Origin of the sequence: Alteromonas macleodii (assembly GCF_903772925.1) — a bacterium.
In the GTDB taxonomy this organism is placed as follows: domain Bacteria; phylum Pseudomonadota; class Gammaproteobacteria; order Enterobacterales; family Alteromonadaceae; genus Alteromonas; species Alteromonas macleodii_A.
The window spans coordinates 3,318,462-3,344,194 of record NZ_LR812090.1; the positions used below are offsets into that span (position 1 = coordinate 3,318,462).

General features: G+C 43.5%; 24 protein-coding genes. 15 read left to right on the forward strand and 9 right to left on the reverse strand.

Features of this window, described 5'->3' with window-relative positions:
* Positions 1 to 29 precede the first annotated feature (29 nt).
* From PCAR9_RS14305 to PCAR9_RS14315, 3 genes are all read right to left on the reverse strand, one after another.
* Positions 30 to 917, reverse strand: coding sequence for an SDR family NAD(P)-dependent oxidoreductase (locus PCAR9_RS14305; protein WP_179984182.1), 888 nt, complete (start codon positions 915 to 917; stop codon positions 30 to 32).
* A 405-nt stretch (positions 918 to 1,322) separates the two neighbouring features.
* Positions 1,323 to 2,015 (reverse strand): SDR family oxidoreductase, encoded by a 693-nt coding sequence (locus PCAR9_RS14310; RefSeq protein WP_179984183.1) that lies wholly within the window; start codon positions 2,013 to 2,015, stop codon positions 1,323 to 1,325.
* A gap of 92 nt (positions 2,016 to 2,107) precedes the next feature.
* Entirely contained in the window at positions 2,108 to 2,659 is a 552-nt protein-coding gene (locus tag PCAR9_RS14315) for a type 1 glutamine amidotransferase domain-containing protein (RefSeq protein WP_179984184.1), read from the reverse strand.
* A gap of 308 nt (positions 2,660 to 2,967) precedes the next feature.
* Here PCAR9_RS14315 and PCAR9_RS14320 point away from each other — a divergent pair, with 308 nt between their 5' ends.
* The 3 genes from PCAR9_RS14320 (at position 2,968) to PCAR9_RS14330 (ending at position 7,059) form a co-directional block, all read left to right on the forward strand.
* Positions 2,968 to 3,921: a YihY/virulence factor BrkB family protein gene (locus PCAR9_RS14320; RefSeq protein WP_179984185.1), complete on the forward strand. Its 954-nt coding sequence runs from the start codon at positions 2,968 to 2,970 to the stop codon at positions 3,919 to 3,921.
* 164 nt (positions 3,922 to 4,085) lie between these two features.
* Positions 4,086 to 6,503, forward strand: a complete 2,418-nt coding sequence (locus PCAR9_RS14325; protein WP_179984186.1) for a marine proteobacterial sortase target protein — start codon at positions 4,086 to 4,088, stop codon at positions 6,501 to 6,503.
* Complete coding sequence (locus tag PCAR9_RS14330) at positions 6,496 to 7,059, forward strand: class GN sortase (RefSeq protein WP_179984187.1); 564 nt, start codon at positions 6,496 to 6,498, stop codon at positions 7,057 to 7,059. Before PCAR9_RS14325 ends, PCAR9_RS14330 begins: the two co-directional genes overlap by 8 nt.
* 25 nt (positions 7,060 to 7,084) lie before the next feature.
* On the opposite strand, the gene add is transcribed toward PCAR9_RS14330, so the two are convergent.
* The gene (add, locus tag PCAR9_RS14335; RefSeq protein WP_179984188.1) at positions 7,085 to 8,086 is read right to left on the reverse strand and encodes an adenosine deaminase; all 1,002 of its coding nucleotides are present in this window, start codon (positions 8,084 to 8,086) and stop codon (positions 7,085 to 7,087) included.
* A gap of 286 nt (positions 8,087 to 8,372) precedes the next feature.
* Between add and PCAR9_RS14340 the strand changes: the two genes are divergently transcribed.
* Positions 8,373 to 9,269 carry a hypothetical protein gene (locus tag PCAR9_RS14340; protein ID WP_179984189.1) on the forward strand — a complete coding sequence of 299 codons (897 nt, stop codon included), beginning with the start codon at positions 8,373 to 8,375 and terminating at the stop codon, positions 9,267 to 9,269.
* Positions 9,270 to 9,350: 81 nt separating this feature from the next.
* On the opposite strand, the gene PCAR9_RS14345 is transcribed toward PCAR9_RS14340, so the two are convergent.
* The gene (locus PCAR9_RS14345; protein WP_179984190.1) at positions 9,351 to 9,992 is read right to left on the reverse strand and encodes a peroxiredoxin-like family protein; all 642 of its coding nucleotides are present in this window, start codon (positions 9,990 to 9,992) and stop codon (positions 9,351 to 9,353) included.
* A gap of 271 nt (positions 9,993 to 10,263) precedes the next feature.
* On the opposite strand from PCAR9_RS14345, the gene PCAR9_RS14350 reads away from it, so the two are divergent.
* From PCAR9_RS14350 to PCAR9_RS14360, 3 genes are all read left to right on the forward strand, one after another.
* A complete protein-coding gene (locus tag PCAR9_RS14350; protein ID WP_179984191.1) occupies positions 10,264 to 10,812 on the forward strand; it encodes a YaeQ family protein in 549 nt (182 codons plus the stop codon).
* A complete protein-coding gene (locus PCAR9_RS14355) occupies positions 10,812 to 11,120 on the forward strand; it encodes a hypothetical protein (RefSeq protein WP_179984192.1) in 309 nt (102 codons plus the stop codon). The genes PCAR9_RS14350 and PCAR9_RS14355 overlap by 1 nt, the downstream gene beginning before the upstream one ends.
* 264 nt (positions 11,121 to 11,384) lie before the next feature.
* Positions 11,385 to 11,795, forward strand: a complete 411-nt coding sequence (locus tag PCAR9_RS14360; RefSeq protein ID WP_179984193.1) for a hypothetical protein — start codon at positions 11,385 to 11,387, stop codon at positions 11,793 to 11,795.
* A gap of 98 nt (positions 11,796 to 11,893) precedes the next feature.
* Here PCAR9_RS14360 and PCAR9_RS14365 read toward each other — a convergent pair whose 3' ends face one another.
* Entirely contained in the window at positions 11,894 to 12,352 is a 459-nt protein-coding gene (locus PCAR9_RS14365) for a retropepsin-like aspartic protease family protein (protein WP_179984194.1), read from the reverse strand.
* A 330-nt stretch (positions 12,353 to 12,682) separates the two neighbouring features.
* On the opposite strand from PCAR9_RS14365, the gene PCAR9_RS14370 reads away from it, so the two are divergent.
* From PCAR9_RS14370 to PCAR9_RS14380, 3 genes are all read left to right on the forward strand, one after another.
* On the forward strand, positions 12,683 to 13,051 hold the full coding sequence (locus tag PCAR9_RS14370) for a hypothetical protein (RefSeq protein WP_179984195.1): 369 nt from the start codon (positions 12,683 to 12,685) through the stop codon (positions 13,049 to 13,051).
* Positions 13,052 to 13,243: 192 nt separating this feature from the next.
* Complete coding sequence (locus PCAR9_RS14375) at positions 13,244 to 13,918, forward strand: nitroreductase family protein (RefSeq protein ID WP_179984196.1); 675 nt, start codon at positions 13,244 to 13,246, stop codon at positions 13,916 to 13,918.
* A 283-nt stretch (positions 13,919 to 14,201) separates the two neighbouring features.
* Positions 14,202 to 15,374, forward strand: a complete 1,173-nt coding sequence (locus PCAR9_RS14380) for a sugar efflux transporter (protein WP_179984197.1) — start codon at positions 14,202 to 14,204, stop codon at positions 15,372 to 15,374.
* A gap of 122 nt (positions 15,375 to 15,496) precedes the next feature.
* Here PCAR9_RS14380 and nei read toward each other — a convergent pair whose 3' ends face one another.
* The gene (gene nei / locus PCAR9_RS14385; protein ID WP_179984198.1) at positions 15,497 to 16,318 is read right to left on the reverse strand and encodes an endonuclease VIII; all 822 of its coding nucleotides are present in this window, start codon (positions 16,316 to 16,318) and stop codon (positions 15,497 to 15,499) included.
* A 200-nt stretch (positions 16,319 to 16,518) separates the two neighbouring features.
* A complete protein-coding gene (locus PCAR9_RS14390; protein WP_179984199.1) occupies positions 16,519 to 17,643 on the reverse strand; it encodes a zinc-binding dehydrogenase in 1,125 nt (374 codons plus the stop codon).
* 173 nt (positions 17,644 to 17,816) lie between these two features.
* Between PCAR9_RS14390 and PCAR9_RS14395 the strand changes: the two genes are divergently transcribed.
* The gene (locus PCAR9_RS14395) at positions 17,817 to 18,413 is read left to right on the forward strand and encodes a hypothetical protein (protein WP_179984200.1); all 597 of its coding nucleotides are present in this window, start codon (positions 17,817 to 17,819) and stop codon (positions 18,411 to 18,413) included.
* A gap of 145 nt (positions 18,414 to 18,558) precedes the next feature.
* Positions 18,559 to 20,583: a RecQ family ATP-dependent DNA helicase gene (locus PCAR9_RS14400; protein WP_179984201.1), complete on the forward strand. Its 2,025-nt coding sequence runs from the start codon at positions 18,559 to 18,561 to the stop codon at positions 20,581 to 20,583.
* A 213-nt stretch (positions 20,584 to 20,796) separates the two neighbouring features.
* Here PCAR9_RS14400 and PCAR9_RS14405 read toward each other — a convergent pair whose 3' ends face one another.
* Positions 20,797 to 21,237, reverse strand: coding sequence for an SRPBCC family protein (locus tag PCAR9_RS14405; protein ID WP_179984202.1), 441 nt, complete (start codon positions 21,235 to 21,237; stop codon positions 20,797 to 20,799).
* Between the two features lie 175 nt (positions 21,238 to 21,412).
* Here PCAR9_RS14405 and PCAR9_RS14410 point away from each other — a divergent pair, with 175 nt between their 5' ends.
* Genes PCAR9_RS14410 through PCAR9_RS14420 form a run of 3 tightly spaced genes read left to right on the forward strand, consistent with a single transcriptional unit; the run spans position 21,413 to position 25,682 of the window.
* A complete protein-coding gene (locus PCAR9_RS14410; protein WP_179985243.1) occupies positions 21,413 to 22,240 on the forward strand; it encodes an SAM-dependent methyltransferase in 828 nt (275 codons plus the stop codon).
* Between the two features lie 14 nt (positions 22,241 to 22,254).
* Positions 22,255 to 22,458: a hypothetical protein gene (locus PCAR9_RS14415; RefSeq protein ID WP_179984203.1), complete on the forward strand. Its 204-nt coding sequence runs from the start codon at positions 22,255 to 22,257 to the stop codon at positions 22,456 to 22,458.
* 59 nt (positions 22,459 to 22,517) lie between these two features.
* A complete protein-coding gene (locus PCAR9_RS14420) occupies positions 22,518 to 25,682 on the forward strand; it encodes a tetratricopeptide repeat-containing hybrid sensor histidine kinase/response regulator (RefSeq protein ID WP_232091215.1) in 3,165 nt (1,054 codons plus the stop codon).
* Positions 25,683 to 25,733: the final 51 nt, after the last annotated feature.

A 25,733-nucleotide genomic window follows, 5' to 3' on the forward strand; every position in this document is an offset into this window, starting at 1 on the left:
GAAAAGTTAAAACGAAAAATAAGCTGCCTTTAAAACGTAACAATTTCATCGTCTTTTAGATGTCCCACGGCTGGGCTTAATTCTGCATCTTCAAAAGCCGCATCAATGGCTTTGAATCTACCTGTGGTAACTTTTCGATAGTTAGGATGGGTATAGATATAAGTTTGTTTCGATTGAAGGGCTTCTATTACACGCTCTGCGAGCACGGAGGCTGCTATACCGGACTCAACCGCCTTAGTTGCCGCTTGAGCGCCTGCTTTGAGCTTATCTTTATCAATGCGCTTTTCAGCTGCCACTGCATACTTTTCCTGTCTGTTTCTGTAAGACTCATGGATGCGAGTTTTTACAAATGCCGGGCACAATACCGAGGTATGAATACCAAAGGGTTTCAATTCTGGCACCCAACTTTCTGTCATAGATACCACCGCCGCTTTTGAAGCGCAATAAGCACCCGCATATGGCATTCCCATCATTCCCGCCATTGACGCTACGTTTAATACCCAGCCTCCTTCGCCGTGTTCTTTGATGGCTGGTACGCATGCTTGTGCGCCGTAAAGCACGCCCATTACGTTAACATCCATAACCCAGCGCCAGGTTTCATGCTCTGAACCTTCTACTTTACCCGGCGTGCCGCCCACACCAGCATTGTTAATAACCATGTGAACCTTGCCAAATTTCTCTTTGGCATTGGCAACTATATCTTCCCACTGAGAGTAGTCGGTTACATCTAGGGCGCAAGTCAGCACATCAAAACCTTGTTCGCGTAATCCTTTGCTTGATTCGGCTAACGCCACGTTATCAATATCGCCCATAACGATATTCATGCCCTGCTGTGCCAACGCTTCTGCTAACGCTAGCCCTATACCACCAGCGGCACCAGAAATTATGGCAGTTTTACCCGCAAATTCATTAGACATCCGACTCTCCTATTATTTTTGTAGTGCTGTAGGCTTATTGCGTAGACCTTCTCAACAATCACGAAAGAAAGGTTTTTTCATTTAATTAACTAACTCTCAGGTTAGCCATTCAGCGCTTATAGAAACAAATAGATTAGGGATAAACCAACGGGGAACATACTTTATTTAGCTAATTTGGAATGCTTCATGAAATTGATAGGGCGCGTAATGTTAGATAGGCTGCGCAGGGCTAGATAGGCAGCGTAATGTTAGATAGGCTGCGTAACGTAAAAGGGTAACTATCAACAAAAGATATATAGAGTACACAAAGGCTGAGCTTTAAGAAGCAGTGGGGATAAGTTGGCAAAGAAAAAGGCAGCGTAATTACTGCCTTTCTTTCAAACCTTTTAGGTGATGCTGGCCTTCTTATTTTGCAGGCATCACATAAACTTCTCGAACACAGGCCGAATCATTTGCACTTAGCGCAAACAATACCGACTTCGCTATATCTGCTGGCTGAAGTTTATCTTCCTTAGGCTCGTCAAAAAATGGCGTATTGACCATGCCGGGGCAGATGGTGGTGCATCGTCCACCCCATTCACGCATTTCCTCGGCAAGATTTTGGCCGAAGCCATAGGCGAACCACTTACTAGCACCGTAAACAGACCCCTTAAGGGCTACTCTTCCGGCTACAGAACTAGTAATAATAAAATGCCCCTTCGTTTTTCGAAGAAAAGGTAAGCTTGCTTTAGCGGTATAGAGTAAACCGTTGACGTTAGCCCCTAACATGCCATCCCAGTCTTCTACATCGCCTTTTTCGATGCCGGCAGCTTTTGCGCCCCGCCCAGCGTTGGCAAATACGCCATCTAAACGACCAAAATGTTCATGCAATTGCTCGAAAGCGCGGTTCACTTCATCAATGTTACTCACATCAACTTTGACAGCGCGGGCATTGTCTTCGCCCAATTCGTTAACTAACTCGGTTAACTTATCTTCACTTCGCGCTAAAAGCGCAACTTTGTAACCTTCATCAACAAGTTGCTTTGCCGTTTCTTTGCCTATACCGCTAGAGGCACCAGTAATCGCAATAACCTTGTCGCTCGGTGTAGAATCTGTCATATCATCTCCCATTTTTAACTTATAGAAATTAGCGTAAGGCTACTTCTCTCACAGCTTCACACTGTGAAGAGCAGCTAAAGTCAGGAAAGACACTATGCAATCATCTTACTAATTTGGTCGACAAAGGCTGGGATATCATTAGGATTTCGGCTTGTAACTAACTTATCGTCAGTCACTACTTCTCTATCTACCCAATTCGCACCTGCGTTTTTCAAATCCGTTTGAATGCTAGGGAATGAGGTGAGGGTTGCGCCTTTCGCTAAACCCGATTCCACTAACAGCCAAGGGCCATGGCAAATTGCACCTACGGCTTTGATGCTATCAGTATTGTTTGCTTCTTTAATAAAGTTTACCGCGTCTTCATTGGTACGAAGTACGTCTGGATTTATCTGACCGCCCGGAAGCACAAGGGCATCGTAATCATCAAGCTTGGCCGATGTAACCTGCAAGTCAACATTTACGTCTTTACCCCAGTCGTCTTCATCCCACGCTTTGATAGAGGTTTGATCTTCAATAGCCAAAATATCAACTTGTGCGCCACGTTCTGTGAACATCTCTTTAGGTTGAACCAATTCACTTTGCTCAAAACCATTGGTTGCTAAAATAGCAATTTTTTTACCCTGAAGGTTTTGCGTGTTGCTCATACTTGTTACTCCTTTTGAACGTTCTATCGAATTCCCGAAGCCCTCCTAACGCCGAAACGATTAAACAGAGCTCCGCATATCAATTTAGTAAAAAGTAAACTGCAAATTACAAACCACCATCTTAAAAAGCCAGTAAACTGTTATTTTATATAAATTTATTCATTAAAAGTTAAATTAAAACTTATTAAAGGCTTCACCAATTATTTGCACACCCCATGAATGATTTACAAAGAAGATTAAGCCGTCTTCTTCTTTTTGATGTATGAAAGAACACAAACGCGTACTTATCGAAAAAGATTTGAGGAACTATGAGCAAGGGACGATTCAGCCACGCAAAATCTGCATTCGAGCTTTCACTGAAAAGCTGGTGGAGCATAATAAAACGTATATTCACTAGCCTGCAAAAAGACAATATTCCCCTTATTTCGGCAGGTGTCGCTTTCTACTGTTTACTAGCGATATTCCCATTACTCGGTGCAACTATCGCCCTTTACGGTCTTATGGTTTCGCCACAAGAATTACAAAACCATATGTCGTTACTTGTTAACGTAGTGCCGGCTGATAGCCGATATATTATTGAAGAGCAGCTTACCAATTTAACCGAAAAATCGAGCACTGCTTTAGGTTGGGGCTTTCTATTTACCCTTTTGCTCTCACTTTGGAGTAGTAGCAAAGGCGCTAATGCACTTATTAAAGCCTGTAATATTACGTACAGTGAATCGGAAGGGCGAGGCTTTTTAAAAGGGATACTCGCTCGTGTGACCTGCACGATATTCATGATTTTAACTGTAATAGTCGCCCTAGCCTGCATTACCATTTTACCAGAAGCGATAGTCTGGATAACGGCAAAAGCTATTAGCGCAGAGCAAGCTACATGGATAACCTGGCCCATCATGCTTGGCTTGTTCAATCTAGCCTTATCAGCGTTGTACCGCTATGCACCACACCGCCGTGAAGCCCAATGGCGTTGGGTAACACCGGGGTCGCTATTTGCCACCATCTTGTGGCTAGTTGCATCCTATGGTTTCTCTTTCTACCTGAATGAGTTTGCAAGTTATAACAAAACCTATGGCTCTGTGGGCGGCATTATCATCTTACTCATGTGGCTATACATTAGCGCTTATATCATTCTTATTGGCGCAGAGGTAAATTCGGCAATAGAGCTTCAAACAACGGCAGATAGTACCAAAGGCGAAGACAAGCCTATGGGCGAACGAAATGCTTTTGTGGCTGACCATACTCCAGATGACGTGAAACGTTAGCATGTTTAGTACCGGTGTATTTGCGCTTTGCGAATGCTCTGAACAGTAAGCGGAAAACACACTTTCGCCATTTTTCTTCATCACCTCGCCACAATAACTGTTCATAATTCACCCTAATCGGGGCGTTTAATAATAAGTATCGTCACTTAAAACGAGCTTATTCCATGCTATTTACCAAACCACCCAAGCGTGACTACTTCAACCCTGATCATATACATAAGCCCTTGTTTCGCGAGCGGCCACATTCGTCAAGGTCTCGCAGCCATACCTTGTTAATACTTGTATCACTCCTGTGTTTCTTACTTGGCGTAGTGGTAAGCCCGTTAAGTCGCGCAGAGTCTGGTGAACTCATGATGCAGAGCGAAGATAGAGAGTCGACGCCAGCCTTATTACATTCAACTGACGTTGAGCTACAAGTTAATGGCATGATTGCCCATGTCACCTACTCTCAAACGTTTACCAATGATAGCGATGAATGGAAAAATGGTGTGTATACCTTTCCGCTCAATGAAAACGCGGCGATAAATAGCATGGAAATGCTTATTGGCGATAGGGTTATCCTGGGGAAAATAAAGCCAAAAGCACAAGCCCAAGAAGCGTTTGATGCAGCCAAAAAAGCAGGAAAGAAAGCCAGCTTAACGCAACAACAACGCCCAAACTTGTTCACTCAACATCTGGCAAACATCGCTCCGGGTGAAAAAATCACGGTTAAGCTACAGTACATACAGCAAGTTAACTATGACAATGGAGAATTTAGTTTTCACCTCCCCACAACCCTCACCCCACGCTACATACCGGGTATTCCCATCAAAGATTTAAGCGATACGGTTCTTTCTACACAGGCTTTCGCTAACAGTGATAAAACTGAAATCGAAAGTAATCAAGCCCCGCAAAGTTCAGGTAACAACAGCAGCCGTTTAACTAGCAACAACACATTTATTGCAGGCTGGGCACTACCTACAAATGAAGTCAGTGACGCCGATAAAATAACACCATTTATGGCGACAGCTCAGCCTGATAGTAATACGAATCAGCTTTCTTTCAATGCAACTATAAACGCAGGAGTGCCTCTTGATTCCATCAATAGCGCAGGTCACAGACTTAACTGGCACTCTATAGAAAATGCTAGAAATCAATACCGCGTTTGGCTTGGTGATAAACAAGTAACCATGAATAAAGATGTGTGGTTGCGGTGGCGTCCATCGAAGGATTCTACTCCACAAGCAGCCTATTTCGCTGAAAATATAGATTCAGACCACTACGCGTTAGTCATGTTAACACCGCCTCAAGTTAACCCTGACGATCTTCAAGACTTTCCGCGGGACGTTACTTTTATCATAGATACCTCGGGTTCGATGGGCGGACGACCCATTCAAGATGCCAAAGCCGCGTTGAAACTAGCTATTGAAAGACTAGAGACACAAGACAGGTTCAATATTGTGGCATTCAATACAAGCTACACAAAATTATTTAGCCAACCCGCGAATACCAAACCGCATAATATAAAAACTGCCCTGGCTTTTATCTCTGAACTGAACGCTAATGGTGGCACTGAAATGGCGGGCGCCCTTTATGAAGCCCTAAACGCACAGTCAAAAGAAAACCACATTAAACAGATTGTATTTATCACTGATGGTGCCGTAGGCAATGAAGCTGCACTCTTTTCACTAATTCAACAACAGCTAGGTAGTGCAAGGCTTTTTACGGTAGGAATTGGTAGCGCACCTAACAGCTATTTTATGACCCGCGCAGCTCAATTCGGGCGAGGTAGTTACGTATTTATCGACAACCAAAATAACATTCAAAAAGAAATGCAGCGCTTGTTTAGCAAGCTAGAGAGCCCAGTGTTAAGCAATCTTTCTTTAACTCTACCTAAGAATATGTGGCATAGAGATGACATTGAAGTTTATCCAAAACGACTGCCTGATTTGTACGCTGGCGAGCCACTGCTCATTAATTTAAAGGTGCCCGACCTTGCCCCCGAAGACCACGAACATGGCAAAGATTTGGTTGAAAACACCGAAGACAACAGCCTGGTACTTGAAGGTACATTAACCGACAAAGACGGTAATACCCATAGATGGCAACGCAGTATAAAAGCTCGTTATTTAGCAGCTGAGCGCAATAATAATGTAAGCGACAATTCGGCTAATACTAAACCACCACGCTCAAATCAAAACAAAGGTATCGCTACCGCATGGGCACGTAAAAAAATAGCAGCGCTAATGGATGAAAAGGCTCTTGGTAGAGAAGAAAACGAGGTTAAAAACGACATTATTAACGTTGCCCTAACGCACAGCCTCATTACGGCATATACCAGCTTTGTTGCTATTGAAGAGGTCGTATCAAGACCTGAATCGGTAAACGTTTCATCGCAGAATATAAAAAACCTAATGCCGCAGGGTACACAAATGCGCGCCGTTAGCTACCCGCAAACTTCTGCTAATATTAACTTTTACCTCGCTATTGGTGCTCTTTCATCCCTCTTTTGGGTACTGCTTTACTCAAGTGCAATTCAGCGTTTTCTTTTAAGGCAATGCCGTATTTTCAAAAAAGACGAAAGAGTAACGCACAATGGTTAAGCCCAAAGTACTCATAAGTGTATTGCTTGTTGCGGCTGTAACCTTTGGGTTTGGTAAAGCTGCGTGGATAACGATAAAAGCAGAGTTAGCCCAAGTGCTGATTGAAAAAGCGTGGACAAAAACCTTACAAACGGGCGCTGAAGTTAAGCCTTGGCAATGGGCAGACACGTGGCCCGTCGGGCGATTAGTGCACCCAAAAAGCGATACTGACTTGTATATACTTGAAGGTGCTCAGGGTAATGCGTTGGCCTTTGGCCCAGGAAGACATATCAATGCAGGAGAATTGGCCAGTGAAACCAGCGTTATTGGAGGCCACAAAGACACCCATTTCGCTTTTCTTGAAAAGGTAAATATTAATGATGCGCTACAACTTCAAACGTCTGATGGGATATGGCACCCCTATCGAATTTCAGCCAAGCGCATTGTTGATATAAAAAAACAAACGCTGAATGTTCAGCTTAATCAAAAAAGGCTGTATTTAGTCACCTGTTACCCATTTCATACCATCGCCCAAGACAATAATTTAAGGTTAGTTGTCGAGCTTAAGCCTTCATAGAATCGAAGCTATGGGGTCAGTGTAGTTACTCTGACCCCACTTTCTTGATAAGCGCGGCTTTCTCGCTTTCGCTTAAAAACGCTATTGCTAAGGCGTTTTCTTGCGCTTGCTTAATATGAGAAGAAGTCAGGCCTGCTTGCTTGGCCGCTACATTAAATTCGTGATCTAGCTCTATACCTTGAACGGCGGGATCGTCGGTATTTAGGCAGGCTAATATGCCGTGATCTAAAAAGGTTTTTAGCGGGTGTTCTGGTAATGAAGTTACCGTATTGGTGAGTATGTTACTGGTTAAACAACTTTCTATGCCAATGCGCTTATCGCGCAAATAGTCCATTAGCTTACTATCATAAATAGCATTAACACCGTGACCTATTCGCGTAGCACCTAAATCATCTATAGCTTGCCAAATACTCTGAGGGCCCACCGCCTCGCCCGCGTGCACTGTGATAGCTAACCCTTTATGCCGCACCTGTTTAAAGTGCTCTACGAATAAGTTACCAGGAAAGCCTTTTTCATCGCCCGCTAAATCGATAGCAGTAATGTGCGTTTTGCACGCCAGTATTGCATCTAACTCCTGCTGACATGCTTTTGCGCCATAAGAACGCGACAATATCCCTATCAGGTTAACCTTAACATCGTGCTCTTGGGCTGCGCTTTTTACACCGTCTATAACCGCTTCAACCACACCTTGTGTAGGCAAACCGTGGCTTTCAGCCATAAAGTAAGGGCTAAAGCGCAGCTCTGCGTAATCAATGCCCTGTCTTGCCGCATCCTCAACGTTTTCAATAGCTACACGTCTACAAGCATCGAGATTGCCTAAAACTTTAACGCCCCACGTTAGCTTATTTAGAAACGATACCAAATCCGGCGCGATTTTCATTACTTGCACGTGCGGTCGCAACCCCTCTATCGAGTTAGCGGGCAGATCAATATTAAACTGCTGCCCAAGCTCAAGAATGGTTTGCGGACGCACATTACCATCTAAGTGGCGGTGTAAATCTAGAAGCGGAAGTGTGTTATTAATCATGGGAATACGATTTAAATAAGAGCATTCTCAAGTATAACACCTGCCGCATTAAACCTCGCTTTCTACCCGAAAATAACTTTTTTATAGCGGGACAAAACTGTGCTTTTTTTGAAACGAAATTTGTTTTAAGTTTCATTCATCGTATCGACGCAATATTTGTCGATGCTTTTCGCAGTTTTTCAAAGCTACATTCTCTCAATTTCTGATGTGGCTTTGTACATAAGCTGTTTCAACCTAAGACTAACCAGTCATCTCCCCTTACAACGTAAATAACAGGAGCACAGATATGTGCGGAAAGTGTATAGAAGGCTGCTATTTAGCAGGCTGGCGTAATGGTGCGTATTCATTCGAACACATGCAAGAAGACCCCGAATTTATGGGACTAGATGTGATGGCCGCCCATGGGTTTGTCGAAATAGTTTGTTCGCCAGGTACGTCAATTGAAGATATAAAAGCGCTCGGCCTAAATTCATCGCCAATGATGGCGTGGGCCGGGTATGTTTATTCGACAAGTTCGCCCCACGCTTCTATCGATTTGGCCTGCTACGACTGTTACCTAGAAAGCCAAAAAGCGAACCGTTATTCAACGGACAGCGAATGGGTAGAGCTTAATGCTCGCTACCCAATAGTTGCGCTATTTTTGGATAACTTAACGTTGCAAAACATCGGTAACCATTCGGACGCAGCTCTTCTAAATGAGATAGAGTCGTTCCTGCTTGCCATTCATGGTAATGGCTATTACACCTTTGAATTTGTGACATCGATGTTTGCTGATGAAGGTGTGTTCCCAATTGTTGAACTAAGTAGACACGCTAAACCTTCTTTATTTGTTGATCACGCACTTGAGATCTTTTTGCTTACTGAACACCTATTGCACTATCGGTATTTAAGTTGGGCACTTAAAGCTGCGCTCAGTGTTGACCTAACGTGCGATTTCGACAGCTATCACATGTCATGGCGCCGCTATACGGCAAATCGCGTTTTGCAAAATTTGAATATTGACGATATGAAAACGTTGGGAGGTACACTAGCGCTCAATACTATTCACGCGGTCTGTCAGCGCAATGTAGAAAATAAACCACTGCTTAAAGCACTATTGAACGTAGTAAAAGACTGTAAGGGCGATACCTACATTGAACCTAAAAAACTAGCTTCGCAAATCGCAACGCTACTTTCCGTTTAAGTGCTGGCGGCTTTTTAAGTGGTGGTGGCGATAGCTTATCAAGGCTCAAGGACTGCGCCTTGATAAGGCTTGCACGTGTCATTACATCTCTTTTTTAAAGGCTTTCGCTACCGATAATACCAGTTCTGCCGAGGGGCGAACTTTGTAATCTGGGTTCACATAACTAAATAAAACCTTCCCTTTTTTATCTAGCATAAAAATAGCAGGCGCTGGCAACACGCTTTTTCCGCTTTCATCTTTGGTTAAATCAATACCGTAGGTTTTGTACTTTAATTCAGTCATGGTATCCACGTAGAACCCAACGCCGAATTCGCGGATCGTATCTAACTTATCGTCAGATAGCAGTGTAACCAAAAACTTAGTTTCAAGTTTTTGCTCTTGTAAACGCGCTGGTGATTCAGGCGAAATTGCCAATATCTGATACCCCATGTCCACTAAGTCTTTTTCTATATCTTTTAGCTGGGCAAGCTGTTCGTTGCAGTATGGGCACCACCCGCCACGATAAAAAAGTACAATACTGGGCTTTTGCATAGTCAGCGCTTGTAAGCTTACCGGTGATCCGTCAGCCATTTTAAGCGTTGTTTTAGGCGCAACTTGGCCATTGAGTAATGGCGTCACCGAATTAGCATCTTCAGCAATGGTTCCGCGCTCTAAAGCATGTACATTTGATGTACCCGCAATACAGGCGAATACCATAGCTGCCATAGCGACGAGTCTTTTCATTAATCCTTCTCCAAATTTATATTCTTATTGTGGCTTGTTTACTGTTTTAGTTATTCGCGCTTCGCGCGATGCCCAGGAACATGACCGAGAAGGTTTGTTTAAAATTTCATTACCCATGAAAATAAACATGTACTTACCTGTGATATAGGCCTCATAGCTACAGCAGGCAACGCATTTTACTGGTAATATAGCGTCAAAATTTGCTGTAGCGTTTGTTCGCATGGCACTCGAGGTTTTTCGAAAGCCTTAATAAAAACAAAGCAGGATCACCATGGCTCTTAAAGCGACCATTTTTAAAGCTGACATATCAATAACGGATATGGATCGTAACTACTACAACGATCACAACCTTACTATTGCCCGGCATCCATCTGAAAATGACGAGCGAATGATGCTGCGTATTATCGCCTTTATTGTTAATGCGCATGAGCGCTTACAGTTCACCAAAGGGCTGTCTGACGATGAAGTGCCTGATTTGTGGCAGAAGAGCTTTAGCGATGAAGTCGAATTGTGGATTGAGTTAGGTCAACCGTCAGAACAGCGTATCAAAAAGGGCTGTAATCAAAGTCAACAGATGATGATTTATTCATACGCTGACAATAGCTTTGATGCCTGGTGGAAGAAAGAGCAAAACAAGTTACAGACAAGGAAGAACCTATCAATTTTTACTTTGCCAGAGCCGCTAGCTGCTACGTTGGCGAAAGCAGTTCATCGCTCTATGCAAATACAGGTTACCATTCAAGACGGGCAAGTTTGGTTAACCATTGAAGGTGCCGATGTCACCGAAAGCGTTGAAGTAGCTATCGAGAAACACCTGTAATGAAAAAGCTCTCTGCAGTTCAGCTTAAACAACAAGCACTGGTTTTCAGTATAGCCGATAGCTTAGAAGCACAAGGAATTGAAGAACTTGAAGGTATGCAACAGTGTTGGTTCGACGTTCAATATCATCAATTCCCAGGTTCTTTACTGCTAAGATTTCAGTTCGAAAATGAAGAGACACTGTCACGGGCCGAGCCTGAATTAAAAAAATGGCAGCGACGATTAAGCGCAGCGCTACTTAAAAAAGGTGTAGTTTTGAAAGACATGCGTCGACATCTTGTGTTTACTACGCAAGGTCCAGAAGAATAACCCGCGTTGTACATCACAAAACAGCATCTTGCGACGCACTTATTTTCTATAGATTGCACTTTTTTTGTTATAAACCTTTCATTTTTCCACATAAAGTCTACTTACACTTTACTAGATAAGTAGGCTAGACTGAGTTGGTTGAATATCCAGCTTGCCAAACATTAATATTAAATGGCTAGTAACCCTTAGCCTTATGCTGCATGTTCGAACACCATGTTGACCGGTTATAAAAATAGCCACTATCCCAGTAAAAGGAGCTTCATAATGAAAACTAAAGCAATGGCGTTAGCACTACTACTGTCTTTAATGGGCTGTACAGAGTCTAGCGAAGAAACAAAAAGCGAAGTAAGCAAAGAGATGGAAAAAGCAGGCGAGACTACTTCTGAAGCCTATGAAGAGGCTAAAGAAGGTGCGGCAGATTCTTGGGATGAAACCAAAGGCGCGACATCTGATGCCTACGAAGACGGTAAAAAAATGGCTTCTGATGCCTATGAAGATGGCAAAGAGATGGCTTCAGACGCATACGAAGACGGCAAAGATATGGCCTCTGACGCGTATGACGCAACTGCTGAAAAAGCAGGTGAGTATAAAGATGCAGCAGCGAAGAAAGCACATGAAGCTTGCGTGAAAATGAAAGAGCAAATGGGCGGCGACGTTAGCGAATGTGACGATTAAGTTAATCGCACTATAAAAAATAGAGAGCGAGCCTTCGGGTTCGCTTTTTTGTTGGCATTTAATTTAGCTAAAAATAAAGATGCTGTTTGTAGCTAAGGCTAATCGCAACCCGCTAAAATCACAGAATCGGACGTTATTGTTAAGGGGGCAACCCTTAGTAACGTGTTGATGCCTAAAATGTTATTTCCTTTCGGAAGCACAGCGACCTCCACCGGCCCGACTTCACAAGTGTTACCAATTCGAACAGAATTTAACTGATACTGTGATATCTTGACGATCTTTCCGTTCGCCATTCTTGCTGCCGAGGTTCGAGTGGCAAGCAGCTTTTGGTTGCGTGTCAAAGCATCGAAGGTGGCTTGATTTAGGGTCAGCAGACTTGAACCCGTATCCAATAAAAATGAGGCATTTACATTCGATTCCAAGGTTGCCTCTAAATAAAGCGTGCCGCCTTTGCTTTGTGAAAGTGGAATACTTTGTTCTATCGCCGACACTGTCGATGCAAAAGCGAACAATAAAGTTGATAGCGCCAGTGACGGCACCTTGAATTTTAACTTCATCGCAAGTGTACCTTGTGCCGATTCTAAATAGGTATTAGGTGACAGCAAGATAAAGACCAAAAGCTAAGTGATTGATTTAGCCTGCAGTCTTTAAAACTACGCAGTTCCATAGCACCAGAACGGTGCAGCCACTCATTTTCCCTGCACTATGGTTAACCATCTAATTTCTATCATGGCCCGTCGTCACTAAACTCGTTCGCGGTCTTCTTGATTGTTAAAACTTCTTGTAAGCCGCCAGGTGATAGTAAATGACTATCACCAATCGCCATTGTTTAGAACTTTTTTGGTCATACAATATACTAAAGTAGCAATTCAATAAGAGGACACAACATGAAATTACGCTATGTATTGGGTTCATTAATTACCGCGGTTTCACTTGGCGTTTCTGCAAATGCAGCACAGGCAATGTCTGCATCAAGCGATGAAACTGTAGATGTGCAAGTTGTCGATTACTCTGGCAAGCCACCGTTCAAACGCAAAATCGTAAGCTTGTCGGTAAACGATGTTGCACAATTAGAATCGGTAGGGCAAGACGCCATTGAGTATGTAGAAGTGAAAGACGTCATTATGCGTGGTAAGCCACCATATCGTAGAGTGACGAAAATGATGCCAGTTTACGACGTAGCTCAACTTGAAATACTCGAAGAACAAGCTGACACACAAAAACGAGGCACGCGCCCGCCGTTCAAACGTCACTAATAGACATTTGCAGTACCCAACCTATTGCACCAAAGCGATTCACTTTTGCCTGAGTGAATCGCTTTTTTATTGTGCATACGTAATCACGTGACCTGTTATTTTGCTCTGTACTACAACATTCGTTTTGCCCGTTTTGTTTTTAATAACGCTTCAGAAGCGATAAAGTAATAGAAAACAAATAAGAGACAGTAAATGCAGCCTCACGACCATTCACCACTCAATGATTTTATTGAATACCCTGAAGAGCAAATGCTAGCTCGCAGCAAAGAATTTTTGAAAACCATGCAGCGTCGCCACAGCATTCGACACTTTAGCGACCGCCCCGTTGAAAAAACAGTAATTGAAAACTGTATTTTGACCGCTGGCACTGCACCTAGTGGAGCGAATCATCAGCCTTGGCATTTTGCCGCAATACAGTCGCCCGAAGTAAAACAACAAATACGCGAACAGGCTGAAGCCCATGAGCGCGGTTTTTATAATGGGCGTGCTGGGCAACAGTGGCTAGATGACCTCAAGCCGTTAGGCACTGATGCAAGTAAACCTTATCTGGAAACAGCGCCTTGGCTTATAGCCGTATTCAGTCAAAAATTTGGTGAAACAGAAACTGGTGAAAAAAGCCAAAACTACTATGTGCACGAATCAGTGGGTATCGCCGTGGGCATGCTTATTACCTCACTTCACAACGCAGGTTTAGCAACCTTGACCCATACGCCAAAACCTATGAACTTTCTAACCGACGTGTGCCAACGACCAGACAACGAGCGCGCTTACATGCTCATTATTGCGGGCTACCCAGCAGATAATGCCACCATTCCGGCTCACGCCAAGAGTAAGAAGTCGCTTAGCGAGATTGCGAGTTTTCTATAGAACAAGCGCACACATTTGGCTTGTGCGCACACACTAATAAAAGTGTTTAAGCAGCACAGCTTTAGCGAACAATATATTTGTAAAGCTTTGCTGTGCCGTTCCCCCCTTTTTCATCTTATCCATTAGAAAGCACGTGATAACAAACCATGTGGGCCGAATACTATTAACGACATAGACATGAGAAATGCAGCACTTATAATGCGTTCTCGTTATTAAGGGCTGCGACCTTTTCTTTACGAATTTCGGTCAACCATATTTAACAGCCCTCGGAGCTTGTACCCTCATGTCATCGCGTCACGCATTTTCACCGCAACTTCCTTTTCTACTGTTAAGTCTATTAACAGGGTTAACCTCGTCTTTTGTTACGCCACTGATGAGCTATTTTCTGATTGACGAGATAAATGTTGAGCCTATATATATCAGTATTTATATGGTTTCCGTGACGTTATCAGGCTTGGTGATAAGTCAATATTTAGGTCACTTGGCTGACAAAGGTTTTAACGCGAATCGCCTTTACGGACTAACCATGGTTTGCGTTGGCATTGCCATGGTCGCGTTTATATTCAGCGAACAATTTTGGCACGTGTTTTTAGCAGGCGTTTTGTTTATGTCGGTAGGTGCCGGGGCTGTATCTCAAATGTTGACTGTGTCGGGGCTATGGGCAAAAAACCAAGACATCGATTTAGCCGCATTTAATTCGAAGGTGCGAGCGGCCATCTCTCTTGCTTGGGTGGTAGGCCCACCACTGGCATTTACCCTGGTAGCCAACTTTGGCTTCGCAGCCTCTTTTTCAGTTGCTATCGTTTGCGTAATTGTTGCCACGCTATTTGTCGTTAACGTAGTACCACCTCAAAAAGCCACTCAACAGTCACTTAACACTTCGCTTAAAGGCTCGCTATCGTTGCCCTTCTGGCTGGTTGGTTTGGCCATACTTGCCGGAATGGCAGGTAACGTTATGTATTTATCTTCAATGCCTTTGTACGTTATGAATGAGCTAGGGCTAGCGGAAAATTTGCCAGGGCTAATGATGGGCGTGGTAGCCGCGCTTGAAATACCTACTATGCTGCTAGCGGCAAAGTTAGCGCGACGCATTCCTCCTGCTGGGATTATGGCGGTGGCATTTATTTTTGGTTGTTGCTTTTACGTCGGCGTATATTTCTCTCAATCGAGTTGGGAGCTGTTAACACTTCAAATATTGAATGCCCTATTCTACGGTTTATATGCTGGCATTGGGTTGACCTTACTGCAACAACAAGCGCCTGATTTAACCGGTTTCACTTCAGCGTTTTATTCGAATGCCACCCGAGTAGGTATGATGCTAGGCACCATTGGCGCGGGCACCGTGGCACAATTTTTTAGCTTCAGAGATGCCACTATCGGTTCGCTCTGTATCGCCATATTTGGCCTAAGCGTGATGCTGGTATTTATGTTTGTAAAGCGTCGAGTACATCGCTGAAGGCTACCTAGCCTCGTTAATTGGGTTTACGTAAAACTCAATCAAAGTGCGATACCGCTCAATACGCAATGTAGCTTCAGTCGATAGCACCTTATCTGTAGGAAAAAAGTGACCGTTCGAGATCACTTTGCCTGACACTGGCTACACCAATAGAGACGTCGCCCATTATACGTCTGTCGCTTTATTGGAGTGGCGCAGACTCTACATGGCTGCTCTTCCCTGTCGAACACCATAAACCGCGTGCCTTCGAAGTTGACGCCTTTTGCTTCAAGCACTTCGCGTAGTTCTGTGTACACGGTATAACCACCAGTTTCATAGCTGCGTTTGCATATGGCTAAGGTGTGATGCGATAAGCTGCGCAGCTGCTCATCATCTAATTGAGAGGGTTTGAGGGATGGGTGAACGCCTGCTGCAAATAGGATTTCGCTGCGAAGGTAATTCCCCAGTCCTGCCATAAAGCGCTGTTCTAGGTATAAACCGCTAAGTGCCCGGTTATAGAATGCTTTTGAACGTAGTCGTTCCAACACCAGCTCTTCTGTTACCGAATCGTTGAGTACATCAGGCCCAACCCGCTGCAAAAAAGGATGTTCATGAATAGTTTGTGTTGGCCAAATACTAATGTCGGACGCGCTATACAAAATAGCACTATGTGTTTCGGTATGAAGCCCTACTCTTAACTGACGTTTAGTATCAGGCATTTCATTGCGTTTGCAGGTATGCCACACACCATAAAGCTGATTGTGTGAATACATAGAAAGCCCATTGCTAAAATGGGTGATTAGCGCCTTACCACGGGTTTCCATACGCAAGACTTTTTCGCCTTCCAGCTGCTTAGCATAGGGTTTAAGCTGCGCTAACCCAAACTCTACTTTTTCTAAGGGTGTATCTTTAATTACTGCTTCGACTTTGTCTGCAGCACGACGAATTTCAGGACCTTCAGGCATGTTGCTTTTTTAATACCTTTTACTAGTTTTTACATCACATTAGGCAGGCTTTTATTATCCTTTCATACAGTAAGTACTGAATACAAAAAGGGCCCGGTGACCTTTAATGTACCTTTAAACCGTGGTTTATACATCAAAGATCAACGAGCCCTTCTACTTTAATCTATTAAATTAAAGCATGGCGCTTTAAAGCTTAGGCACTAGTCGCCTTTATTAGGCACAATCAGATATTTCGTACCTGTCTTTTTCGCATTGTACAAAGCCACATTCTCTGGTTGTAGGGCTTCTTCAAGGCTTAACTCTTTGCTGTACGATGAAGCAAAAGTAGTGTTAATTTCCGTAGCTACTTTTTGATATAGCTCGCCTACGCGTTTCTTATCAAGCTTGCCTAAGAAGCGCATTAATAACCAACCACCAATACTCCACGTCATACCGTAAGCGCGGTTTAAGATTGTCGGAGAGAAATCTAAACCGCCGTAGATATACACTTGCTTATTGCTGTCAGAGCCATAAGTGTTGAAGCCTTTTGCATCTTTACTACCCGACGCTTCCATCATGGTAAGGATATCGCTAACTAGCTCACCGCCGCCAATGGCGTCGAACGCAAGTGTAGCGCCAGTTCTGTCGATAGCCTGGTAAAGTTCAGCTTTGAAATTCTCACTGCTGGAATCAAGCACAATTTTCGCGCCAATACCTTTAAGTAGGTCTACCTGCTCTTGGCTACGAACGATATTGACTAGCTCTACGCCTTCCTCTAAACAAATTTTATTTAGCATTTGCCCAAGGTTAGACGCCGCTGCAGTGTGAACCAAGGCTTTGTGCCCTTCCATACGCATGGTTTCAACCATACCAAGTGCAGTAAGCGGGTTAACAAATGAAGACGCAGCTTGTTGCGGCGTAGTGCTATCCATGTGAGGTAAACATGCCTGTACGGGTACACACGCATACTCTGTATAAGCTGCGCCGGTAAGAATAGATACTGTTTTGCCCATTAATGCCTGCGCTTCTGGGCTATCACCCGCGGCAACTACTGTACCTGCGCCTTCGTTCCCAATAGGTAAAGTTTGGTCAAGACGTGACTTAATACGGCTTAGCAAAGGCTTGTGTACCGGCGCAACCAATGCGTTCTTATCAGCATCGAAAGTGGCTTTATCAAGGCTTGCTGGACCGAACATAGGCCACATATCTGACGGGTTTATTGGAGAGGCTTCCATGCGCACAATAACTTCGTGCGGCTTCGGCTCGGGAACATCTACCTCTTTTAGCGATACCTGAAGCTCACCTTCTGATGTAATTAGCGTAAATAGTTGTTTAGATTTATTCATATTGACTCTCGTGCCCTAAAAATTAAACGCTCTATGTACTGTTAAGCTAACACGCCACCACTATCAGCAGTATTTATATTTCGAATACATATGCGTTTCGATGGTTTATACACCCGATTACCTAGATGAGTTACACTGCAAAGCGAATATCGACTTGTAATAGCGAATAAAAAATGAAAAGACACTATATATGCCTCTTTCTAGGACTCATCGGCATAAGCAATGTGGCGTTTGGTAAAGCTGCACCTTTGGTCTCAATTCCTACCCAGGACGCGTTTTTTAACTCAATAAAAGCGCACTGCGGAAAAGCGTTTCAAGGAAAAGTGAGTAAAGATAATGTAGGTAATACCTTCGGTGATGCAGAACTTGTTATGCACATACGAAAGTGTACAGACTCAGAAATTCAGATACCTTTTCATGTGGGTGAAGACGCGTCCCGCACCTGGATATTAACAAAGACTGGCGCTGGTCTTATGTTAAAACACGACCACAGAAATAAAGACGGCAGTTTCCATTCTTCAACCATGTATGGCGGGCATACTGTAGATGAAGGGTACGTGCAAGTTCAATCATTTCCCGCAGACGCCTACTCAAAAGCATTATTTATAGAATCTGGGATAGCTGCATCCACCGATAACGTGTGGCAAATGATGATTTATCCCACCCGCTTTAGCTACCGATTGATTCGCCCAGCGCGCGAAGTCCAGGTTGATTTCGAACTAGATAACACGGTCCCCGTTCCCAGTACGCCCTGGGGCTACAAAGATTGACTGAGGCTGAAACTGGACTCGGGTATCGTTGCGTTTATTACCACAACACCATATAACAAGTTTTAGATTTTTTCTTTATCTTGTCCCAACATACGACTAGATAGAAATAGTTAGACCTAAATCATCAACTACTTGGATAAAAAGAATGTCTTCTGACCCCAATGTTTTACAACAGCTTTTTGGCTTTCCGACGTTTCGCGAGGGGCAAAAAGAGGCGGTGGATTCTTTACTTAGTGGGCATTCAACGCTAGCGATTTTTCCGACGGGTTCGGGTAAATCTTTGTGTTACCAGTTCGTCGCTACGCAGCTGCCACATTTAACTCTGGTGGTTTCTCCATTACTGGCGCTAATGAAAGATCAGCTGGAATTTTTGCATAGCAAAGGCATTGCAGCAGCTAGCATCGATTCCACGCTAACACCTGAGCAAAACAAACATGTGATGAACGACGTGCGTTCAGGGCAGTGTAAAATTTTAATGGTGTCAGTGGAGCGTTTTAAGAACGAGCGCTTTAGGCAGTTTATTGAATCCGTTCAGGTCAGTATGCTTGTAGTTGATGAAGCGCACTGTATTTCTGAGTGGGGCCATAACTTTCGCCCAGATTACCTTAAGCTCCCCGCCTACCAAAAAGAGCTTAACATCCCACTGGTATTGCTACTTACAGCAACGGCCACTAAAAAAGTAAAAGAAGATATGTCGGCCCGCTTTGATATCGCGCCCAGCAATATTATCCAAACGGGGTTTTATAGACCTAACTTAAATTTATATGTCCGGCCTGTTCTCGAAGCCCACAAAAACCAAGCGCTGGTTGCAGAGATTCAAAAACAACAAGGTGCTGGCATTGTTTACGTTACATTACAAAATAGCGCAGAGGACGTAGCGCGCTTTTTGCAGCAGCAAGGGTTTGCTGCGAAGGCCTATCACGCTGGCCTCGACAGTGAAATACGGCAAGGTATCCAACAAGACTTCATGAGCAACAAGATTCAAGTTGTTGTAGCTACTATTGCCTTTGGTATGGGCATAGATAAATCGGATATTCGTTTTGTGATTCATTACGACCTGCCCAAATCTATCGAAAACTACAGCCAAGAAATTGGCAGGGGCGGACGGGATGGAAAAGCAGCAAACTGTACCGTACTCGCGAACCTAGATGGGCTTGTCACCATAGAAAACTTTGTTTACGGCGACACGCCAGATAAAAGCGCTATTGAACGCGTGCTTAACGACATTAAGTCGAAAGCCCCTGCAACGGAAAAAAGAGTAGCGCAAGATAGAGAAAAGAAAGATGCTGCTAACCCAATTAGCCCTTCAATTAGCAACGAAGCTAGCGTTTACCAATGGGAAACACAAATAAATAGTTTGTCGAGTGCGAGTAATATCCGTCAGCTTCCCCTTAAAACGCTGTTAGTACAACTTGAACTGGCTAACGTTATTCGCCCTTTGTATGCCTATTTTGCAGAATACAAATTCCGCTTCATTACAGATAAAGCCACTATATTAAGCCTATTTTCAGAAGAGCGAGCGCGTTTTTTAGATGCTGTATTTACGCATTCAAATATGAAGAAAGTCTGGGGTGTCGTCGATTTTGACAGTATTTATCAGCACTACGGTGCAGAGCGTTCTAGAGTTGTGGCGGCCTTAGAATACTTGCACGAGCACAATCATATAGAACTCGCATCGCGCTTAATCACAGATGTGTACCGTGTTAACAACGAACTACTCCAAGCCGGCGATTTAGCAACCCAACTAGCCCACTATTTTGCGGAGAACGAGCGTAAAGAGGTCGAGCGCATCGCCGCACTTGTAAGCTTTTTCGAACAAGACACCTGCTTGAGCCACAACTTGTCAGCATATTTTGATGATACTCAAGCGCCGAAGACGTGTGGACATTGCAGTGTATGTAAAGGCGATGTGGCAAAGCTTAGCTATTCATCACCAATTTCAACACCAGATAGTGAACAAGTATCTGAAGCTATGACAGCGCTGAAAACGCATTTAAGCGGTAAGTTTGAAGGCACTATTACCCCTTCTATTTATTGTCGCTTTCTAACTGGCATGACAATGCCTTTATTTAGCCGCTTAAAAATAAGACAAGTGAAAGGCTTTGGCAGTTTTGAACACTGCCGATACGCAGACGTTCTAGAAAAAGTGAACGCAGCTTTATGCCAGTGACTGGCAGGGCTGGCTGTTAAAGGCCAATAACGGGCCAGCCTTAAAATAAACCTGTGCCAGTTACTAAAAACGGGCAAATCCCGCTAACTATATGCTGCTTACTTTATGCCGCTTACTTTATGCCGCTTACTATACGCCGGTTAATAAGCCATCTTTACTACCGGATTAGCGAAACTTTAACGCTAATGACTGATTACGCTTTATAACGGCGAATCACGCCATATTATCAATTTGCTTTAAGATACTGCCGAAAGCACGGCTTCCAACATTTTGAATCTGTTTATCAAAGTAAAAACTTCCTAAAAGAAAAATAGTAATGTGCCCTTTCGAGCGCCAAGTAACATGCGTTTTTCCACCTTCTTCTTTCAGTGTTATTTCACCTAACTGATGATCGTATGGCAAAGGCTTCGACTTCACCACTTTGTAGCCTAATTTATGAGGCGGCTCGTAAGCCACTATCTCTTCGTGAAGGTTCGAGCCCCCAGAAATAATCTCACGTACGGCACCCAGCCCATTTGTCTCATGTTTACCTTTAACCAGTAAATTAGACTGCTCAATAGCTTTGAACTGCGCATAGTTAGCATGGTCACTTAATACGGAAAAAACCTCTTCAATAGGTTTATTTATGGTTCGCTCTACATGAATTGAGAACACGCTTTAATCCTTTTTATACATTCTTATTAGCGATATTTTTCGATAATAGCCTAAACGCAATCAAACGTTTACTTAATATAATTTATTGGTCTTGGGCTAACTTGTGAATATAGCAAAAACCTTAATTCTATTTTATAGTGGGAAAAACAACAGTGTCGTAGACGGTATAGGAAGTATGGACACCAATAAAAAGGGATCACTTGTTGTGGTCGGCACAGGCATTAGCGTTGCAGGCCAAATGACCCTTGCCGCTAGAAGTCATATTGAAAATGCCGACATCGTCTTCATGGGTATCATGAACAAAGTTGGCGAGTACGTGGTAACTACGCTTAACCCAAATAGTGTATCGCTAGACGACCTTTATGAAGAAGGAAAATCCCGCGCCCTCACCTATTCTCAAATGGCCGATAGAATTGTAGAGTCTGTAATAGAAGGCAATAAAGTTTGCGTTGCTTTTTATGGTCATCCCGGTGTTTTTGTTACTCCCTCTCATGAAGCTGTCCGCCGTGTTCAGGATATGAACTTAGAGGCAAAAATGTTGCCGGGTGTATCGGCAGAAGACTGCTTAATTGCCGATTTAGGCATAGACCCCTCACGCTTTGGCTGCCAGTCTTACGAAGCCACCCAATTTCTGTTTCGCGATTACCGCATCGACCCACATATGACTCAAATAATCTGGCAAATTGGTTTAGCCGGAGAAGCCACATTAAGCGTATTAGATGCAAGTCATAGCCAATCAGGACTAGCCATGTTGGCAGATATATTGGCGGAGCATTATCCAGAGGATCACGAACTTATCATTTATGAAGCGGCGACCCTGCCACTTTGCGAACCTAAAATAGAGAGAGTACTGCTTCGTGAACTCGAATTCGCAACACCCACTTTAATCTCTACTCTCGTTGTTCCTTCAAAAGGAATGCCAGCGTATAGACAGGACCGATTAGCAAAGCTAGGCCTAACAGAAAAACAAGTGACTAACTATAGAAACCCAACTGTAAATTAAAAAGGATAATAAAAATGGCAAAATCTATTCAAGATTTCATGGTTGAACTAGACACTAACAGCAAGCTAATGGACGCCTACAAGAGCGACCCTGTTGCAACAGCAAAGAAATACGGCTTGTCTGCCGATGAAGTAAAAATTATTGCAGATCAAAATTGGGACGAGCTATCTAAGCGCTTTGACGATACCAGTAAGACGATTCGTGTTGTTAGCTACTAACGACCTATAAACGAATTATGAAGCGTTATGCCTTGTATATTGTTAGTGTCATTACCTTGATGACACTACCTGCGCGCGCTCCCGCTGCGCCGCAAGACAAGGCATCCTCTGCCGTACACCAGCTTTCTGAGCTTAAAGCGCGAATTCAAGAGAACGACCCGAATGTTCAAAATACGTTTACAGAATTACATGCTTTTTTTGCAGCTCAGCCTGATGCTTTTGAACATGCCCGCTTTTTAAATATAAAATCATACTTTTATGTTTTAAAACAAGATTATACGTCGGCCTACGAAGCATTACTTGAAGCCCGAAAGTACGCAAATTCATCAGAAAATCTTCGGGCTCTTGCGGAGTCTTATCGGCTAGAGGGCTTAATTCTAGATTTTTCAGGCGAGCATGCCAATGCACTAGAAGCCATGCACCAAGCGCTAGATTTTTACAATGAAGTAGGAAGCGACCGCGTTCTTTTGGTGTATAGCGCCATGGGCAACGTTTACATGTCGCTAAAAAATTATGAACTGATGCTGACATTTGCGCATCAGTATTTGGCCGCAGCACAACGTTTTAATAATAAAGAGGGAGAAGGAACCGCGTACTTTTTCCAAGGATATGCACAGCGTGCGCTAGGCGAATATCAAAATGCGAAAGTAAGCCTACTATTAGCCGAAAATTTGCTTCGCGAAGCTAACTACCCTTTCATTGGCATTGTACACAGCGCCATGGTAGAGCTTCACATTGCACAAGGGAATTTGAGCGAAGCGTTAAAGAAACTGAATCAAGCGTCAGAAGCCGACCGTCAGGTTGGGTTTCGCTATAACGAAGGCTCTCACCTTCTTCACCTTGTAGACATCTATAAGCAACAGGGTGATATAGAGCTTGCTATCAGCGAACTTGAAGCAGGGCTTGAAAAAGACGTCATTAAAAATGACAAAGTATTGGTTACTGACCTTTTAAACCAACTTATCGAGCTTCACGAAAAAAACGGAAACTTAGAAGCCGCACTTAGCTATTCAAAGCAACATCAACAAGCATTCAAGAAAAGCTTTAATGAGCAACAGTCAAGGCTAATGGCGCTACACCGCGTGCGATTAGCCGTGTCTGAAAAAGAAGAAACAATAAAGCTTCTGGAAAAAGATAATCAGCTAAAAGAACAGCGAAACCTGATCCAACAGAAAAAGAACACTCAGCAACTTTATTTTATTGGCTTTGTAATCCTTTCATTAGGTTTAGTAGTCGGGCTGTGGCTTAGAACCCGACTACAGCGAAAAGCCCTTAATACTCTGACGCAGGACTTACGTAAAGCGACTAAAGCTAAGTCAGATTTTCTAGCCCGTATGAGCCATGAAATTCGCACACCGCTAAACGCGATTATTGGCCTTACCAAGCTTTCTCAACGCGCCGCAGAAGACAAAGACCAGCAAACAAACTTAATACAAATAGAGGGCGCATCACAAACGCTGCTTAGTATAATTAATGACATTCTCGATTTCTCTAAAATTGAGGCTGGCAAGCTAGATATAGAATCGACGCAATTCAATTTAGATGCCCTAGTAAACCAAACTATTAGGTTGCATCTAACCCGCGCGCAAGAAAAGCACATAGAGCTTATTCAGCATATTTCACGAGACGTACCGCTAAACCTAATTGGCGACCCGTTGCGCATACAGCAGGTGCTAAACAACCTATTAAGTAACGCGCTTAAATTCACCGAAGATGGACTTATTTCCGTTAGCGTTAGGTGCACACAAACCACAGACGGTATTCAACTTGAGTTTGAAGTGAAAGATTCAGGCGTTGGCTTAAGTAGCGCCCATCAAGCCCAGCTTTTCCAACCGTTTAATCAAGGTGACGAATCCATTTCAAGACGCTACGGTGGCACAGGTTTAGGCCTAGCAATTTGTAAACAGCTCACGGCTTTAATGAGCGGCGAAATCTGGGTAGAAAGCCAGCTAGGAAAAGGCTCTATTTTCCACTTTACCGTAAAAGTTCAGCAGGACACCTCTCAACAAATTATTTCGCCGTCTAAGCAGCTTTCTGCGTTAAAAGTGCTTATAGCCGACGATATTGAAGCATCGCGAGACGCAATTTCTGAAGCCCTTTCAATGGCCAATATTCAAGCTGATATCGCTTCTGGCGGAAAAGACGCAATTGTAAAGATGCGCGCAGCATTAGCCGCCTCATCCCCCTACGATGTACTCATTTTAGATTGGAATATGCCAGATATAGATGGCCTGGAAGTAGCGGCGATAATGAGCCAAGAGTTTTCTATTAAGCAGCCAAAAGTGATCATGCTTTATGCGTTTGAGTCGCCACGTATGAGAGAACAAGCGAACCAACTTGGCATACGTAACTTTATAAAGAAACCATTCAGCACAAGTGAGCTGGTAGATGAGCTGCAAGAGCTATGTCTTAACGTAAAAACTAAAGCCTTACCTAAAGACAAACCAACAGTGCCTAATTTAAAAGGTACACGTATTCTTTTTGCTGAAGACAACGCACTAAACCAAAAAGTAACTATTGGCCTTTTAGCTGAAACCAAAGCCTCGATTGAAATTGCCAATAATGGTTTAGAAGCAATAAGCATACTGCGTAAAGACAGCGCATTCGACGTAGTATTGATGGATATCCAAATGCCAGTAATGGATGGTTTAACGGCTGCCAAACACATTAGAGAAGAGCTGAAGTTAACTCTACCTATCATCGCCACAACCGCTCATGCGATGCAGCAAGACATCGATAAAAGCCTAGCGGCTGGAATGGATGGTCATATTAATAAACCTGTCGACCCTAATCGCTTTTTTGATGTACTTGTTGAGGTATTGGATAAAAGGCAGTCTTCGGCCACCTCAGCAGTAAATAACCACAAGCTTGTATCGAATGGTTCACTTACGTTAATAGATAAATCAAAAGCCCTAGAAACCTTGCTTGGTGATGAAACGCTTTACAACGACTTGCTTAACGACTTTGTGGCTTTAGAAGGTGAGCTTAGTGCGCTCAAACAAGCTATTGATAGCCATGACTACCCTTCCATCGCAAAGATAGCGCATATCTTCACGACGGCGCTTCGATATATCGGCGCATTTCCACTTGCAGAATTAGCAAGCACGATAGAGCTAACCATAAAGCGCAACGAGTACGAAACAGTCGATGATTTCAATAGAGAACTACAGTCTCTGTATAATGCATTAAGCGAATTGAAAGAGATTGTGAGAGGAAATGAGTAATACCCAGTGGTGATAGTATCAATTAGGGTGTACTTAAAAGATAGAGCTTTT

Coding starts and splice junctions, on each gene's coding strand:
- PCAR9_RS14375 (WP_179984196.1), top strand. CDS start 13,244: ATGCAGCCTCACGACCATTCACCACTCAATGATTTTATTGAATACCCT.
- PCAR9_RS14305 (WP_179984182.1), bottom strand. CDS start 917: ATGTCTAATGAATTTGCGGGTAAAACTGCCATAATTTCTGGTGCCGCT.
- PCAR9_RS14395 (WP_179984200.1), top strand. CDS start 17,817: ATGAAAAGACACTATATATGCCTCTTTCTAGGACTCATCGGCATAAGC.
- PCAR9_RS14330 (WP_179984187.1), top strand. CDS start 6,496: ATGGTTAAGCCCAAAGTACTCATAAGTGTATTGCTTGTTGCGGCTGTA.
- PCAR9_RS14410 (WP_179985243.1), top strand. CDS start 21,413: ATGGACACCAATAAAAAGGGATCACTTGTTGTGGTCGGCACAGGCATT.
- PCAR9_RS14400 (WP_179984201.1), top strand. CDS start 18,559: ATGTCTTCTGACCCCAATGTTTTACAACAGCTTTTTGGCTTTCCGACG.
- PCAR9_RS14315 (WP_179984184.1), bottom strand. CDS start 2,659: ATGAGCAACACGCAAAACCTTCAGGGTAAAAAAATTGCTATTTTAGCA.
- PCAR9_RS14370 (WP_179984195.1), top strand. CDS start 12,683: ATGAAATTACGCTATGTATTGGGTTCATTAATTACCGCGGTTTCACTT.
- PCAR9_RS14390 (WP_179984199.1), bottom strand. CDS start 17,643: ATGAATAAATCTAAACAACTATTTACGCTAATTACATCAGAAGGTGAG.
- PCAR9_RS14345 (WP_179984190.1), bottom strand. CDS start 9,992: ATGAAAAGACTCGTCGCTATGGCAGCTATGGTATTCGCCTGTATTGCG.
- PCAR9_RS14360 (WP_179984193.1), top strand. CDS start 11,385: ATGAAAACTAAAGCAATGGCGTTAGCACTACTACTGTCTTTAATGGGC.
- PCAR9_RS14325 (WP_179984186.1), top strand. CDS start 4,086: ATGCTATTTACCAAACCACCCAAGCGTGACTACTTCAACCCTGATCAT.
- PCAR9_RS14310 (WP_179984183.1), bottom strand. CDS start 2,015: ATGACAGATTCTACACCGAGCGACAAGGTTATTGCGATTACTGGTGCC.
- add (WP_179984188.1), bottom strand. CDS start 8,086: ATGATTAATAACACACTTCCGCTTCTAGATTTACACCGCCACTTAGAT.
- PCAR9_RS14415 (WP_179984203.1), top strand. CDS start 22,255: ATGGCAAAATCTATTCAAGATTTCATGGTTGAACTAGACACTAACAGC.
- PCAR9_RS14380 (WP_179984197.1), top strand. CDS start 14,202: ATGTCATCGCGTCACGCATTTTCACCGCAACTTCCTTTTCTACTGTTA.
- PCAR9_RS14365 (WP_179984194.1), bottom strand. CDS start 12,352: ATGAAGTTAAAATTCAAGGTGCCGTCACTGGCGCTATCAACTTTATTG.
- PCAR9_RS14350 (WP_179984191.1), top strand. CDS start 10,264: ATGGCTCTTAAAGCGACCATTTTTAAAGCTGACATATCAATAACGGAT.
- nei (WP_179984198.1), bottom strand. CDS start 16,318: ATGCCTGAAGGTCCTGAAATTCGTCGTGCTGCAGACAAAGTCGAAGCA.
- PCAR9_RS14320 (WP_179984185.1), top strand. CDS start 2,968: ATGAGCAAGGGACGATTCAGCCACGCAAAATCTGCATTCGAGCTTTCA.
- PCAR9_RS14420 (WP_232091215.1), top strand. CDS start 22,518: ATGACACTACCTGCGCGCGCTCCCGCTGCGCCGCAAGACAAGGCATCC.
- PCAR9_RS14340 (WP_179984189.1), top strand. CDS start 8,373: ATGTGCGGAAAGTGTATAGAAGGCTGCTATTTAGCAGGCTGGCGTAAT.
- PCAR9_RS14355 (WP_179984192.1), top strand. CDS start 10,812: ATGAAAAAGCTCTCTGCAGTTCAGCTTAAACAACAAGCACTGGTTTTC.